Raw genomic sequence first — 13,351 nt, 5'->3', positions numbered from 1 at the left:
AGAGTGTTTCATGCAGTACGCCGGATCCGGCCGGCGTACTGTGCTTCAAGGGCGTGGTTGTGGTCGTCGCCGCCCGGGATGTTCGCGGACAGGTAGACCGGTGCGGTCTCACCTGCCTCGGTCAGCCGGCGCAGGACCTCGGCGACCAGCATCTGCGCGATCAGTGCGGCAGTGATGGACGAGACCGCACAGACCTTGGCGCCGTTCGGCAGGTCGAGCACGGAGTCGCCGTACGGCGCATGGTTGTCCAGCACCACGTCCGCGAAGTCGATCAGTTTCTTGCCGGACGGGTGGCGCGAGTCCATCCCGCCGGTGTGCTGCAGTGAGGTGATCGCGATCAGCGGGTGGCCCTTCTCCTTCACCACGGTGGCGAACTCGACGATCGAGCCGTTCACCCCGGAGTTGGACGCGATCACGAACAGGTCGGCCGGGTGTGGCTCGGCCAGGTCGTAGAGCCGGCGCGCGATCGACGGGTCGCGTTCCAGCTCACCGCCCTTGAGCAGCTCGAGCGGCTCGCCGCCGAGCAGCACCAGGTCGCGCAGCGCGATCCGGTTGGTGGCGATCAGCCCGCCGGCCCGGCCGGCGATCTCCATCGCCAGCGCCTCGGAGTGGCCCGAGCCGAACGCCTGGATCACGCCGTTCTTGCGCAGCGCCGTGGTGAACAGGTCGGCGGCGTCCTGGATCGGGCCGTCGATCTGCTCGGTGACGGCGGTCATGATCGGCGTCAGCGCGTGAACATAAGCGTGCGCGCTCACCCCGCCGTTCTCGCCCGGTCCGCCCTGGTTACTGCTGGCCATCAGCGGCCCCACCCCTCGACTAATGTGTTCGCCGCGACACACCTGGTGCCGACAAGTGCGCAAGTTTGCGGTTTGCTGGACAGAACTTTTCTCAACTGGCAGCTAAAGTCAAGGCTCATCTCACTCTTCTTCCCAGATCGGGACCGTTGCGTGACCTTGGTTGTTGTTGTCCACTAGTGCACTCTTTCGAGCAGTTTGGAGCATTGCGTATGTCGGTCGAACGCCAACTGCCGGAACCTGCGGACTCGGTGGTCTTGATGCCAGCATCGGCACTGGTCCTGGGCGGCGACCTCGGCGGCACCTCCACCCGGATCGTGATCGCGGACCATGACGGCAACGTAGTCGGTCGAGGGGCGGCCGCGGGCGGAAACCCGACCAGCCACCCCGTGAGTGCCGCAGCCAACTTCGGCCAGGCGCTTCACGCCGCGCTGGCCGGGCTGGACCCGAGCGCGGTGAAGGCCGCGGTGATCGGTGCGGCCGGTGGGTCGGCGCTCGCGCGGCCGGACGTCCGGGCGCAGTTCGACGCCGCCTGGGACGGCGCCGGGCTGAGCGCGAAACCGGAGTTCATCGGCGATCTGGAGGTCGCTTTCGCCTCCGGTACGCCGGAACCGGACGGCGTCGTGCTGATCGCGGGCACCGGGAGCGCGGCCGGCCTGGTCCGCGACCACCAGCTGATCCGGACGGCCGACGGCCACGGCTGGCTGCTCGGCGACGACGGCTCCGGCTTCTGGCTCGGCCGGGAGGCTGTGCGCAGTGTGCTGCGCAAACTGGATCTGGGTGAACCGATCGGTGTGCTCGGCCAGGCCGTCGCCAAGGCGGTGCTGCCGGACCGCGACGAGCACGCGATCGCCCAGCGTGAGGGGTACGACGTACTGCGTGACGACCTGATCCGCGCGGTGAACGGCCGTCCACCGGTGATGCTGGCCGAACTGGCCCGGACCGTGGTGTGGGCCTTCGAGCAGAACGACGAGACCGCGCACGCCTTGGTGAAACGCGCAGCCGAACTGCTCACAGAAACCGTCGGCCGGCTGCGGACAACGTCGGACAAGGGCCCGATGGTGCTCGCCGGAAGTGTCGCCGGTGAATCCTCACCGGTCGGCCGGTTGATCCGGGAGACCATCCACCGGCACTTCTCCGGTGAGGTCCTGACCGCCCGCGACGGGGTCGGAGGCGCCACCTGGCTCGCCCTCGGCACCCTCGACCCCGCCCTGGCCACCCGCGAGAATCACACCCGCCTGGTCAGCTAGCCACGCCCATTCGATGGGTTAACCCCTCCCGTCGCGGGTTCTCCACTCGTATACCAGCGGAGAACCCCCAAGACCGGTGGTCAACCCATCAAATGCGGCGGGGGGTGGGACTGGGAGTGGGAGTCGGGTTAGTCGAACACTGACGCCTGACGGACCTCGACGGCGACGAACTGGGCCTCGGGGATGGTGGCGGCGATCTCCTCGGCGCGCTCGGCGGTCGCGACGTCGATCAGGAAGACGCCGGCCAACTGCTCCTTCGCCTCGGAGTAGGGACCGTCGGTAGTGGCCCGGATACCCTCACGGACGCGGACGACCCGGGTCCGCGCCGGCGGTTCGAGCGGTACGGCGGTGATCAGTTCACCCGACTCGTCCAACCCGGTGAGCAGGTCGTCCAACTGCTTGGCCAGGGCGTCGCGGGCCTTCTTCGGCAGCTTCCTTCCTTCCTCGGTGTGCAGGAAGGACGGATGGCCCCAGGTGATCGGGTTGCTGTGGATGAGCAGCAGGTACTTCATGACCGTTCCTTTCGGAGTCTGGCTGGATCTTCGCAGCAGAGGTCGGGGCCGTCCGGGACAACTCGACATTTCGCCCTCGGGCAGTCTCGGGTGCCCCGAAATGTCGAGTCCGCCGGCAGCTTTCCGACGTACCGCTCGCCAAACCTCCACGGACCTAAGGTGAGCGCCATGAACGAGACGGACCTCCGGCTGGCGGACGGCCGCACCCTGCACGTGTACGACACAGCGACGGGCGACGACGGCCGGCTGCCGGTGTTCTGGCACCACGGCACCCCGAACCTGGGCGCCCCGCCCGAGCCGCTGTTCGAGGCCGGCGAGTGGCTCGGGATCCGGTGGTTCTCCTTCGACCGACCCGGGTACGGCGGTTCGACCGCCGCGCCGGGGCGGACAGTGGCCGGAGTCGCGGCCGACGTGACCACGGTCGCCGACGAGCTTGGCATCGACCGCTTCGCCGTGCTGGGCTACTCGGGCGGCGGCACGTACGCGCTCGGCACCGCGGCGATCCTCGGGTCGCGGGTCGAGGCCGTCGCCACCTTCGCCGCCATCGCGCCGTACGACGCCGAAGGTCTCGACTGGTACGGCGGCATGATTCGCTCCGGTGTCGCATCACTCCAGGCGGCCGCCGCCGGACGGGAAGCGAAGGTGCGGCACGAGACGTCCGGCGCCGAGTACGACCCGGAGTTCACCCCGCGCGACCTGGCCACGTTCGACGGCCCGTGGGGCTGGCTCGGCTCGGTCGCCGGCGACAAGTCGATGCCCAACGGCCCCGACGGCCTGATCGACGACGACTGTTCTTATGTCATCCCGTGGGACTGCTCTCCGGCCGCGATCACCGCGCCGACACTCCTCCTGCACGGTGAAGACGACGGCATCATCCCCTGCTCCCACGGCCATTGGCTCGCCGAGCACATCCCGTCGGCCGCGCTGCGCACGTACCCGGGCGACAGCCACATCTCGATCCTGAACCACACCGAGCCTGCCCTGGAGTGGATCCGCGAGCAGACCGGCTGACCGATGCCTGAGGCAACTGTTGATTCAGCAGCAAAGAGCCTGGGTACTGGAGTGACGTGCTGCTGGCGGGTCGGTACCGATTGACCGAAATTCTCGGCCATGGCGGGATGGGCGAGGTGTTTCGGGGGTGCGACGAGTTGCTGGGACGGCCGGTGGCGGTGAAGTTGTTGCTGCCGGGACTTGGGGATCCGTTCGCGGCGGCCCGGTTCCGGCGGGAGGCGCGCACGGCCGCGATCGTGAAGGACCCGCACGTGGTGGCGGCCTACGACTTCGGGGAGCAGGACGGCTGCTACTACCTGGTGATGGAGCTGGTCGAGGGCCGCAGCGTGGCCCACGAACTGGCGATGCACGGCCCGTTCGAACCCGAGCGGGCCGTTGACGTCGTTCAGCAGGCGGCGACCGGACTGGCGGCGGCACACCGGCGCGACGTCGTCCATCGCGACATCAAGCCGGCCAACCTGCTGATCGACGCCGACGGCACGGTGAAGGTCGCCGACTTCGGCATCGCCCGGTTCGTCACCGACCCGGCGACCACGACCCCCGGACAGGTACTCGGAACCAGCTTGTACCTCGCCCCGGAACGGGCCCTGGGCAAGCCGGCAACCGCCGCGTCCGACATCTACGCACTCGGCTGCGTCCTCTACCACCTGCTGACCGGGCACCCGCCGTTCACCGGCGACGACCCGACAGCCGTCCTGCGCGACCACGTCGGGACCGCCCCGGTCCCGCCGAGCGTGGAGTGCCCGGAGCTTGCCGGCCCGATCGAGGACTTGCTGCTCCGGATGCTGGCGAAGGATCCGGCCGACCGTCCGACCACCGCGGAGATCGTCGACGGCGCGATGCCGGTGACTGACGGTCAGGTCAGGCGGCGGCCACAACTCGGCCGACTCTGGCGCGCATTGCTCGCCGCGGCCCGCTGATCCGCTGACCCGGTCGATTCCAAGCAAAGGCTTGACATCTGGCGGACGTCGGCGTCATATTCCAAGCATGTCTTTGGAAAAGGATCCGCGCCGGTCGCGGCTGCTGGACGACCCACTGGCGATCCGGGCGATGGCGCACCCGGTCCGGCTGGATCTACAGGCCCTGCTCGGCAAGGAGGGGCCGATGACCGCGGCCGACGCGGCCCGGCGGCTCGGGATCAGCCAGGCCCTGGCGTCTCACCACCTGCGGCAGCTCGCGAAGTACGACTTCGTCGAGCCCGCCCCCGGCAAGGACAACCGCGAACGACCCTGGCGGCTGGTGTCGACGTCCCAGTCGTGGCGGAGCTCGAAGCTCACTGCCGAGGGTGTCGCGGCAGCCGACGTACTCGAGCAACTGCTCGCCGAGCGTGCGCTCGGCGCGCTGGCCGACTGGCAGCAGCGTCGGACCGCCGAGCCGGACATCTGGGTGCACAACTCGGGCATCGGTCACACCGGCATCTATCTCACCGCCGACGAACTCGCCGAGCTGGAGGCGAAGATCAGCGGGCTGCTGCAGGAGTACGTCGACCAGCGCCCGATCGACGTGAAGTCGACCCGGCCTCCCGGCAGCCGCCTGGTCGACATCACCCGGATCGTGACCGTCGCGCCACCGGAAGAGCCCGAGGAGTAGCCGTGAAAGAGCTGTGGGGCGTGCTCGCACGGCAGCGCGACTACCGGTTGGTGCTGTCCGCGGGCCTGGTGTCGCTGACCGGCGACTGGATCCTCAAGACCGGCCTCGCGTTCCAGGTCTACGTACTGACCGGGTCGACGCTCGCCTCCGGCGGTCTGCTGCTGTCGTCGTTCGTGCCGATGGTCGTCCTCGGTTCACTGGCCGGCGTCTTCGTCGACCGCTGGGACCGGCGCCGGACGATGATCGTCACCAACCTGCTGCACGCACTTCTCCTGCTGCCGCTGCTCGCAGTCCGCGACGAGAGCGCGATCTGGATCGTGTACGCCGTCGTCCTGGTGCAGAGCTGTCTGCAGCAGTTCTTCCGTCCGGCCGAGCAGTCACTGATCCCGGTCTTGGTCGAGCCGCGGCAACTGGTGACTGCCAACGCATTGAACAGCCAGACCAGCGACATCGCCCGGCTGGTCGGCGCCGGCATCGGCGGTGTGCTGGCAGGTCTCGGCGGTCTGCCGTTGCTCGCGCTCGTGGACGCCGCGACCTTCCTCTTCGCGATGGGGCTGATCATTCGGGTCCGGCACCGCGTCGTCCGCGTGCTCGCGCCGCCGGCTGGTGGTGCGATCCGGCGGCTGAAAGCGGAGTGGACCGAGGGCATCCGGCTCTGCGTCACAGGACCCGCGATGCGGCTGCTGTTCGTGTTCTGCGTGGTGACCGGCGTCGGCGAGGGCGTGATGAGCACGCTGTTCGCGCCCTTCGTCAGCTCCGAGCTCGGCGGCGACGGTACGGCGTACGGCCTGATCGTCTCGTCTCAGGCGATCGGCGGGATCGTGGGCGGTCTGGTCGCGGCCGCCGTGGGCTCGCGGTTGCCAGCGGCAACGATGTGGGGAACCGGGGCGTTCCTGTTCGGCCTGATCGACCTGGCCTTGTTCTGCTACCCGCTGTTCTGGGACAGCCTGCTGCCCGCCTTCGCCTGCATGATCGTCGTCGGGTTGCCCGGCGCGTTCACCATCGCCGGGATGATGACCGTGCTCCAGCGCCGTACCGAGGATGCGTCCCGCGGCCGGATCTTCGGCGCGATCGCCGCCGCCGAGGGCGTCGCGGTGCTGATCGGCATCGCGTCCGCGGGCGTCCTCGGCGAACTGGTCGGCATCATCCCGGTCCTGGTCTTCCAGGGTCTCGGGTACGTCGTCGGCGGCTCGGTCATCCTCGCCCGCCGCCGGATGCTCTCGGCTACGCCTCTTCCGGAACCGGCTCTTCGTCCGTCGGCTTGACCCGGTGGATGCGGACGCGGGCGACCCGGCGGCCGTCCATGGTGGTGACGGTGAGCAGGTGGCCGTCGATCGGGGTCTCGTCGCCGACGGTGGGGACGCGGCCGAGCCGGGCGGCGAGGAAGCCGCCGACTGTCTCGTACGGGCCGTCGGGCAGCTCGACACCGGTCTCGTCGGCGAAGTCGTCGAGGTTGAGCAGACCGTCGACCTCGATGTCGCCGCTGCGCAACCGGGTGGTCTCGACCGACTGCTCGTCGTACTCGTCCTTGATGTCGCCGATCAGCTCCTCGACCAGGTCCTCCAGCGTGACGATGCCCGCGGTTCCGCCGTACTCGTCGAGCACGATGGCCAGGTGGGTCGACCGGCGGCGCATCTCGGTCAGCGTCGGCAGCAGCTTCGCGGTGTCCGGGAGCTGCAGCACCTCGCGGGCCAGGTCGCCGACCCGGACCGAGCGGGACGCGACCGCCGGGTCGAACAGGTCCCGGACGTGCACGAACCCGACGATGTCGTCGGCCGAGCCGTTCATCACCGGGTAGCGCGAGTGCGGCCGCTCGGCGGCGAACTTGACCGCCTTGTACGCCGGCATCTCGGCGTCGATGAAGTCCACCTCGGTCCGCGGCAGCATCAGCTCACGCAACTGGCGGCTGCCGGCCTCGAAGACGTCGTCGACGATCCGGCGCTCCTCCTCGCCGAGCGACTCGTGCGCCGAGACCAGGTCGCGCAGCTCCTCGTCGGTCATCACCTCACGGTTCGCGTTCGGGTCACCACCGAGCGCGCGGACGACCAGGTCGGTCGACTTCGACAGCAGCCAGATCACCGGGCGGGCGATCGAGGCGATCCGGTCCACCAGCGGGGCCAGGCCGAGTGCGAAGGTCTCGGCCCGCTGCAGCGCCAGCCGCTTGGCCGCGAGCTCGCCGAGCACGATCGAGACGTAGGAGATCAGGATGGTGATCAGCACCAGCGCGGTGGTGTTGGCCACCGACTCGGGCAGGCCGAGGTCCTGCAGGTGCGGGGACAGTCCGTCGGCGAGGGTCGCGCCACCGAAGGCGGCGGACAGGAAGCCCATCAGGGTCACGCCGATCTGGACGGCGGACAGGAACCGGTTCGGGTTGGCGGCCACCCGGGCCACCGTCTCGCCGCGCCGGCCGCGGTGGGAGATCGACTTCAGCTGGCTGTCGCGCAGCGAGACCAGCGCCATCTCGGCTGCGGCGAAGACCCCACCGATCAGCACGAAGACCAGAATCAGGACGATATTGAGCAGGGTGGCGTTCATGGGTGGGGGTTCCTAGCGCCCTCTCGCCGTATGTCGAGAGGGCGTGCGTTGGGCGTAGTCGTCCATTCAGCAAGCCTAGCGGTGTGCCGCATCACCGTGCATGTTCGAGTTTGTTGGTTTACGATGATTCCTGGCCGTCGGTGTCCGACGGCCGGGAGGGTCACACGATGAACACACCGCGCGGCGCACGCCGTACGGACACCAAGCTGTCCGACGGCCGCGAGCTGATCTACTACGACCCGGCCGACGCGCCGGCCCGGGTGCCGCTCGAGGACACCCGCGGGCTGCCGGCGCCGCAGCCGCAGATCGACCTGCGCACCGACCCGCTCACCGGCGACGTCATCTCGTACGCGACCCACCGCAACACCCGCACCTACCTGCCCCCGGCCGACCAGTGCCCGCTGTGCGCCAGCAAGCCGGGCAACCCGACCGAGATCCCGGACCACGACTACAACGTCGCGGTGTTCGAGAACCGGTTCCCCTCCTTCGCCGGTCCCGGGCGGACCGAGGTGGTCTGCTTCACCAGCGACCACAACCAGTCGTTCACCGACCTGTCCCAGGGCCAGGCCCGGCTGGTCGTCGACACCTGGGCCGACCGGACCGCCGACCTGAGCGCCCGCGACGACGTCGAGTACGTCTTCCCGTTCGAGAACCGCGGCCGCGAGATCGGTGTCACGCTGAGCCACCCGCACGGCCAGATCTACGGCTACCCGTTCCTGCCGCCGCGGATCCGGACCCTGCTGGCCCGCGCCCGCGAGCACCAGGCGGTTGCCGGCAGCAACCTGTTCGCCGACATCCTGGCCGCGGAGAAGAAGGACGGCGCCCGGATCGTCGCGGAGAATACCAACTGGACCGCGTTCGTGCCGGAGGCGGCCCGCTGGCCGGTCGAGGTGCACCTGTACCCGCACCGCCAGGTCGCCGACATCAGCGAGCTCTCGGTCGGCGAGCGGGACGACTTCGCCGAGCTCTACCTGGACGTCCTCGGCCGCCTCGACGGCCTGTACGGCGACCCGCTGCCCTACATCGCCGCCTGGCACCAGGCGCCGGTCCGGATCGACCGCGAGCTCGGCTACCTGCATCTCGAGGTGTTGTCGATCCGCCGGGCCGCGGACAAGATCAAGTACCTGGCCGGCTCGGAGTCCGGGATGGGCGCGTTCATCAGTGACACCCGGCCCGAGGACGTGGCCGAGACCTTGCGGAAGGTGGGTTCGTGAGCTCCTTCGAAGACGTCTTCGGGGTTGCGCCGGAGGGCAGTTGGCGGGCGCCGGGCCGGGTCAACCTGATCGGCGAGCACACCGACTACAACGACGGCCTGGTACTGCCGATCGCGCTGCCGAACCGGATCCTGGTCACCGCGTCGAAGCGCGACGACGGCCGGATCGCGGTCGCGTCGAGCGGCCACCCGGGCGTGATCGAGTTCGCGATCGACGAACTGACTCCGGGCTCGGTCGGCGACTGGGCGGCGTACCCGGCCGGCGCGGCCTGGATCCTGCGTGAGTCCGGCTACGCGATCGGCGGCGCCAACCTGCTGGTCGACTCCGACCTCCCGTCCGGCGCCGGCTTGTCGTCGTCGGCTGCCCTGCTCTGCGCGACCTCGGTCGCCCTGCTCGGGCTGCGTGACCTCGAGGTCGACCCGGCCGAGGTCGCCCGGCTCGCACAGAAGGCCGAGAACCGGTACGTCGGTGCGCCGGTCGGCCTGATGGACCAGATGGCCTCGATGTGCTGCACCGAAGGCCACGCCCTGTACTTCGACATCCGCGCGATGACCACCGACCAGATCCCGTTCGACCCGGCCGCCCACGGGCTCGCGCTGCTGGTCGTCGACGTGAAGGCCCCGCACCGGCACGTCGACGGTGAGTACGCCGCCCGCCGGAAGAGCTGCGAGGAAGCGGCGGCCCTGCTCGGCGTCCCCGCGCTCCGCTCGATCGAGTACGACGCTCTCGACGACGCACTGGGCCGGCTCGAGGACGACGTCGTACGGCGCCGGGTGCGGCACGTGGTCACCGAGATCCGCCGGGTCGAGGAAGCCGTCGAGCTGATGCGGGCCGGCCGGTTGCGAGAGGTCGGGCCGCTGTTCACCGCGTCGCACGTGTCGCTGCGGGACGACTTCGAGATCACCGTGCCGGAGCTGGACGTCGCGGTCGACACCGCGCTCGAGGCCGGCGCGGTCGGCGCCCGGATGACGGGTGGCGGTTTCGGCGGCTGCATCATCGCGCTCACCGAGGCGGATGCGGCGGACGCCGTACTGTCCGCGATCGAGAAGGCGTTCGCAGAGCACGGTTTCACCGCGCCCAGCGCACTGGCCGCGGATCCGTCAGCCGGGGCGTCCCGGGTCGACTGACAGTTCCCGTTTGATCAGTGGGGCGAAGGCCAGGGTGGCGATCACCTGGACCAGTCCCATCACCAGGTACGGCGTGCGCAGGTCGGTGCGGTGCGCGAGCAAACCCGCACCGACCGCGCCCAGCGGGGCCGCGCAGAACGCGACCATCCGGTAGACCGCGGTCACCCGGCCGAGCAGTGCGGCCGGCACGATCCGCTGCCGCAGCGTGATCGAGATGACGTTCCACCAGGTGCTGCCGAAGCCCATCAGCACGGCGCCGCAGATGATCAGCGCCAGTTCGGTGAAGATCCCGAACATGACGACCGCCAGGCCGAGCACGAGCATCGAGACGATCAGGTTCTTGAACGTCGAGAGGCGGCGCGCCAGTCGGGGCGCGAGCGCTGCACCGACGACGCCACCGACTGCATAGGTGGCGACCAGCCAGCCGAACCACGCCTCCGGCAGGTGTAACGCTTCCAGCACGTAGAGAACGAGAATCGCGATGATGCCGGCCCCGACCGCGTTCGCGACCAAAAGCAGCAAGCAGAGCGACCGCAGCAGTTTGTGCCGCCACAGATAGAGCAGTCCCTCCTTGAGCTCCCGGCCGAGATGCCGGTCCGGCGACACCGCGCGGGCTGGTGCGGCACGCCGTACCAGGAAGACCAGTACGGCGGCCGCAGCGAAGGAGATCGCGTCGATCAGGATCGGCAGCCCGTGGTGCATCACGAACAGCACAGCGCCGACCGGTGGGCCGATCAGGTTTGCCAGGAGGACCAGGGCCGCCTGGTTGTAGCCGTTCGCCCGCTCCAGCGCGGTCCCCACGACCATGTCCGGGATCACCACCGAGGACGCGTTGTCGAAGAACGGCGCGAGCATGCCGAGCAGGAAGCCGGTGATGAGCAGCAGCGGGATGCTTTCCTGCCCGGCCAGGACCGCGGCCGCGAACGCGCCGGCGATGACGGCCCGGATCGCGTCCACGATCCACATCGTGCTGGTACGGCGCCAGCGGTCGACCATCACGCCGGACACCAGGCCGAGCAGCAGCCAGCCGACGCCGGTGACCGCCTCGGTGAGCGAGACGATCCGCGGGTCCCGGCTCATCGAGGCCGCGAGCAGCGGTAGCGCCCCGAAGGTGATGCCGTCGCCGAGGAACGAGATCGCGCCGGCGGTCCAGAGCACCCAGTACGGCCTACCGAGCGGCTCCTGCCGCCGCCGAACAACCCCCCTCAATCACTTCCTCCTCCACCCGAGCGGACCTCCAGCCGCCCATGGCGGAAGTTCATGAGGCAATGACCAGCTCACACCCGGTGTCGCGCATGGCCTTGCGGGCCTGGGTGGAGAGGCCGGCGTCGGTGACGATGACGTCGAGGTCCGCCCAGGTGGCGAAGGTGCTCAGGCCGACCGTGCCCCACTTGGTGTGGTCGGCGACGACCACGACCTCGCGGCTCGCGGCGATGAAGGACCGGTTGGTCTCGGCCTCCATCAGGTTCGGCGTGGACAGCCCGTGTTCGGCGTCGACGCCGTGCGCACCGAGGAACAGCAGGTCGAGGTGCAGCGACCCCAGCGCGGCGGTGGCGATCGGGCCGACCAGCGCGTCCGAGGGCGTCCGGATACCGCCGATCAGGACGACCGTGCGGTCGGACCGGCTGTTGCCGTGGAACACGTCGGCGATGCGGGCCGAGTTCGTCACGACGGTCAGGTTCTCCACCCGGAGCAGCTGCCGGGCCAGTGCGTAGGTCGTCGTACCGGCGCCGATGCCGATCGCGCTGTCAGGCTGGACCCGGCTGGCCGCCTCGGCGGCGATCGCCTGCTTGGCCGCGGACTCCTGGGTCAGCTTGGCGTCGAACCCGGGCTCGTGCGCGCTGCGCAGCCCGACCGACGTGGCCCCGCCGTGCACCTTGTGCAGCAGGCCGCTGGAGTCGAGGGCGTCCAGGTCGCGCCGGATCGTCATGTCCGACACCCCGAACCGCTCGACCAGCTCGGCGACCGTGACCGCGCCCCGACTGTTGACCTCGGCAACAATCGTGGCCTGCCGCTGAGCGGCGAGCTGCCCTCCCCGGCCCCGCGGTGCCTCTGCTCCGGCTGCTGCGTTCACGAGGCACAGCCTAGTGCGGAAATCGGTGTCTGTCAGGGAAATCGCGTTGCCGCGGCGGGCCCGGCTTGGCACGCTGAAGCATGCGATTCCCCGAAGACGTGCCGGTGCTGTCCGACGACGTGGTGACCCTGCGTGCGCACACCCCGGCGGACATCGACCCGGTGTTCGAGATGTGCCAGGACCCCGAGATGCAGCGCTGGACGACGATTCCGGTGCCGTACCTGCGTGAGCACGCGGAGAACTTCCTGACCGAGCAGATCCCGAACGGGTGGCGCGACGGCGGGATGTGGGCCTGGGCGATCGAGTACGACGGCCGCTACGCCGGGACCGTCGACCTGCGCGACGGTGACGGCGGCGTCGGCGAGGTCGGGTTCGCGGTGGCGCCGTCGGCTCGGGGCGCCGGGGTGATGACGCGGGCGCTGCGGCTGGTGGTCCGGCACGCGTTCGACGTCCTGGAGTGGGACCGGGTGATCTGGCGCGCGTTCGTCGGCAACTGGGCGTCCCGCCGGGTCGCGTGGAAGGCGGGATTCCGTGGCCTGGTCGTCGTGCCAGGTGGTGGAAAAGCGCGGGGCGTGCGGTACGACGAGTGGGTCGCCACCGTCGGTCGCGACGACGCACTGGAGCCGGTGGGCAACTGGTGGAAGGCGCCGGTCGTCGAAGGCAACGGATTCCGGCTGCGCCCGTTCGAGCCGTCGGATGCCAAGCGGATCGTCGAGGCGTGCAGCGACGAGCGGACGCAGTACTGGTTGCCCGGGCTGCCGTCGCCGTACCAGCTGCCGGATGCGGAAGGCTTCCTCGGGAGCCGGCACGAGAACCTGGCCACCGGCGAAGGAGTGTCCTGGGCGATCGCGGACGCCGGCACCGACGAGCTGATCGGCTGCGTGAGCCTGTTCGACATGACCAACCGGATCGACAAGACGATGGCCGAGATCGGTTACTGGCTGCATCCGGAGGCGCGGGGTCGCGGGGTGATGTCGGCGGCGGTCCGCCTGGTGATCGAGCAGGCGTTCAAGCCGGTCGAGGACGGCGGTTTCGGACGGCGCCGGCTGGTGCTGTTCGCTGCCGACGGCAACACCGCGTCCGCCCACGTTGCCGAGATCAACGGCTTCACCCACGTCGTGCTCGAGCGGTCGGCGAGCCCGCGGCGGGACGGCAGCTTCGCCGACCTGCACGGCTTCGACCTGCTCGCGGCCGAGCGGACCTGAGATCCGCGGGCGCCGAAGGGTTGCCCAGCGGTGGCTCCG

Annotated in this window: 13 protein-coding genes; 8 read left to right on the top strand and 5 right to left on the bottom strand. The window is 69.8% G+C overall.

Annotation, left to right across the window (positions count from 1 at the left end; translation table 11 throughout):
* Positions 1 to 8: 8 nt before the first annotated feature.
* Positions 9 to 797 (bottom strand): sugar isomerase domain-containing protein, encoded by a 789-nt coding sequence (locus ACIBL3_RS43455; RefSeq protein WP_396359877.1) that lies wholly within the window; start codon positions 795 to 797, stop codon positions 9 to 11.
* 257 nt (positions 798 to 1,054) lie between these two features.
* Here ACIBL3_RS43455 and ACIBL3_RS43450 point away from each other — a divergent pair, with 257 nt between their 5' ends.
* Positions 1,055 to 2,044, top strand: coding sequence for an N-acetylglucosamine kinase (locus ACIBL3_RS43450; RefSeq protein WP_396359876.1), 990 nt, complete (start codon positions 1,055 to 1,057; stop codon positions 2,042 to 2,044).
* Between the two features lie 128 nt (positions 2,045 to 2,172).
* Here ACIBL3_RS43450 and ACIBL3_RS43445 read toward each other — a convergent pair whose 3' ends face one another.
* Positions 2,173 to 2,556, bottom strand: coding sequence for a YciI family protein (locus ACIBL3_RS43445; protein WP_396359875.1), 384 nt, complete (start codon positions 2,554 to 2,556; stop codon positions 2,173 to 2,175).
* Positions 2,557 to 2,724: 168 nt separating this feature from the next.
* Here ACIBL3_RS43445 and ACIBL3_RS43440 point away from each other — a divergent pair, with 168 nt between their 5' ends.
* The 4 genes from ACIBL3_RS43440 (at position 2,725) to ACIBL3_RS43425 (ending at position 6,422) form a co-directional block, all read left to right on the top strand.
* Positions 2,725 to 3,567 carry an alpha/beta fold hydrolase gene (locus ACIBL3_RS43440; protein WP_396359874.1) on the top strand — a complete coding sequence of 281 codons (843 nt, stop codon included), beginning with the start codon at positions 2,725 to 2,727 and terminating at the stop codon, positions 3,565 to 3,567.
* A gap of 56 nt (positions 3,568 to 3,623) precedes the next feature.
* Positions 3,624 to 4,487, top strand: a complete 864-nt coding sequence (locus tag ACIBL3_RS43435) for a serine/threonine-protein kinase (RefSeq protein ID WP_396359873.1) — start codon at positions 3,624 to 3,626, stop codon at positions 4,485 to 4,487.
* Positions 4,488 to 4,554: 67 nt separating this feature from the next.
* Positions 4,555 to 5,157: a helix-turn-helix domain-containing protein gene (locus tag ACIBL3_RS43430; protein WP_396359872.1), complete on the top strand. Its 603-nt coding sequence runs from the start codon at positions 4,555 to 4,557 to the stop codon at positions 5,155 to 5,157.
* A 2-nt stretch (positions 5,158 to 5,159) separates the two neighbouring features.
* Positions 5,160 to 6,422 carry an MFS transporter gene (locus tag ACIBL3_RS43425; protein ID WP_396359871.1) on the top strand — a complete coding sequence of 421 codons (1,263 nt, stop codon included), beginning with the start codon at positions 5,160 to 5,162 and terminating at the stop codon, positions 6,420 to 6,422.
* On the opposite strand, the gene ACIBL3_RS43420 is transcribed toward ACIBL3_RS43425, so the two are convergent.
* Positions 6,382 to 7,692 carry a hemolysin family protein gene (locus ACIBL3_RS43420; RefSeq protein WP_396359870.1) on the bottom strand — a complete coding sequence of 437 codons (1,311 nt, stop codon included), beginning with the start codon at positions 7,690 to 7,692 and terminating at the stop codon, positions 6,382 to 6,384. The genes ACIBL3_RS43425 and ACIBL3_RS43420 overlap by 41 nt on opposite strands.
* 167 nt (positions 7,693 to 7,859) lie before the next feature.
* On the opposite strand from ACIBL3_RS43420, the gene galT reads away from it, so the two are divergent.
* Both galT and galK read left to right on the top strand, forming a co-directional pair.
* The gene (gene galT / locus ACIBL3_RS43415) at positions 7,860 to 8,906 is read left to right on the top strand and encodes a galactose-1-phosphate uridylyltransferase (RefSeq protein ID WP_396359869.1); all 1,047 of its coding nucleotides are present in this window, start codon (positions 7,860 to 7,862) and stop codon (positions 8,904 to 8,906) included.
* Entirely contained in the window at positions 8,903 to 10,033 is a 1,131-nt protein-coding gene (gene galK / locus ACIBL3_RS43410) for a galactokinase (RefSeq protein ID WP_396359868.1), read from the top strand. Before galT ends, galK begins: the two co-directional genes overlap by 4 nt.
* Here the strand turns inward: galK and ACIBL3_RS43405 are convergent.
* Together ACIBL3_RS43405 and ACIBL3_RS43400 are read right to left on the bottom strand one after the other, a co-directional pair.
* A complete protein-coding gene (locus ACIBL3_RS43405; protein WP_396359867.1) occupies positions 10,007 to 11,242 on the bottom strand; it encodes an MFS transporter in 1,236 nt (411 codons plus the stop codon). The genes galK and ACIBL3_RS43405 overlap by 27 nt on opposite strands.
* Positions 11,243 to 11,291: 49 nt before the next feature.
* The gene (locus tag ACIBL3_RS43400; RefSeq protein WP_396359866.1) at positions 11,292 to 12,107 is read right to left on the bottom strand and encodes a DeoR/GlpR family DNA-binding transcription regulator; all 816 of its coding nucleotides are present in this window, start codon (positions 12,105 to 12,107) and stop codon (positions 11,292 to 11,294) included.
* Between the two features lie 80 nt (positions 12,108 to 12,187).
* On the opposite strand from ACIBL3_RS43400, the gene ACIBL3_RS43395 reads away from it, so the two are divergent.
* Positions 12,188 to 13,312 carry a GNAT family N-acetyltransferase gene (locus ACIBL3_RS43395; RefSeq protein ID WP_396359865.1) on the top strand — a complete coding sequence of 375 codons (1,125 nt, stop codon included), beginning with the start codon at positions 12,188 to 12,190 and terminating at the stop codon, positions 13,310 to 13,312.
* Positions 13,313 to 13,351 lie beyond the last annotated feature (39 nt).

Origin of the sequence: Kribbella sp. NPDC050124 (assembly GCF_044460355.1) — a bacterium.
Lineage (GTDB): Bacteria > Actinomycetota > Actinomycetes > Propionibacteriales > Kribbellaceae > Kribbella.
Note: the sequence above shows the minus strand (reverse complement) of the source record. Positions and strands in the feature narration are given on the sequence as shown.

Excerpts from the sequence above, each read along its gene's own strand:
- ACIBL3_RS43455 (WP_396359877.1), bottom strand. The coding sequence starts at position 797 with ATGGCCAGCAGTAACCAGGGCGGACCGGGCGAGAACGGCGGGGTGAGC.
- ACIBL3_RS43450 (WP_396359876.1), top strand. The coding sequence starts at position 1,055 with ATGCCAGCATCGGCACTGGTCCTGGGCGGCGACCTCGGCGGCACCTCC.
- ACIBL3_RS43445 (WP_396359875.1), bottom strand. The coding sequence starts at position 2,556 with ATGAAGTACCTGCTGCTCATCCACAGCAACCCGATCACCTGGGGCCAT.
- ACIBL3_RS43440 (WP_396359874.1), top strand. The coding sequence starts at position 2,725 with ATGAACGAGACGGACCTCCGGCTGGCGGACGGCCGCACCCTGCACGTG.
- ACIBL3_RS43430 (WP_396359872.1), top strand. The coding sequence starts at position 4,555 with ATGTCTTTGGAAAAGGATCCGCGCCGGTCGCGGCTGCTGGACGACCCA.
- ACIBL3_RS43420 (WP_396359870.1), bottom strand. The coding sequence starts at position 7,692 with ATGAACGCCACCCTGCTCAATATCGTCCTGATTCTGGTCTTCGTGCTG.
- galT (WP_396359869.1), top strand. The coding sequence starts at position 7,860 with ATGAACACACCGCGCGGCGCACGCCGTACGGACACCAAGCTGTCCGAC.
- ACIBL3_RS43395 (WP_396359865.1), top strand. The coding sequence starts at position 12,188 with ATGCGATTCCCCGAAGACGTGCCGGTGCTGTCCGACGACGTGGTGACC.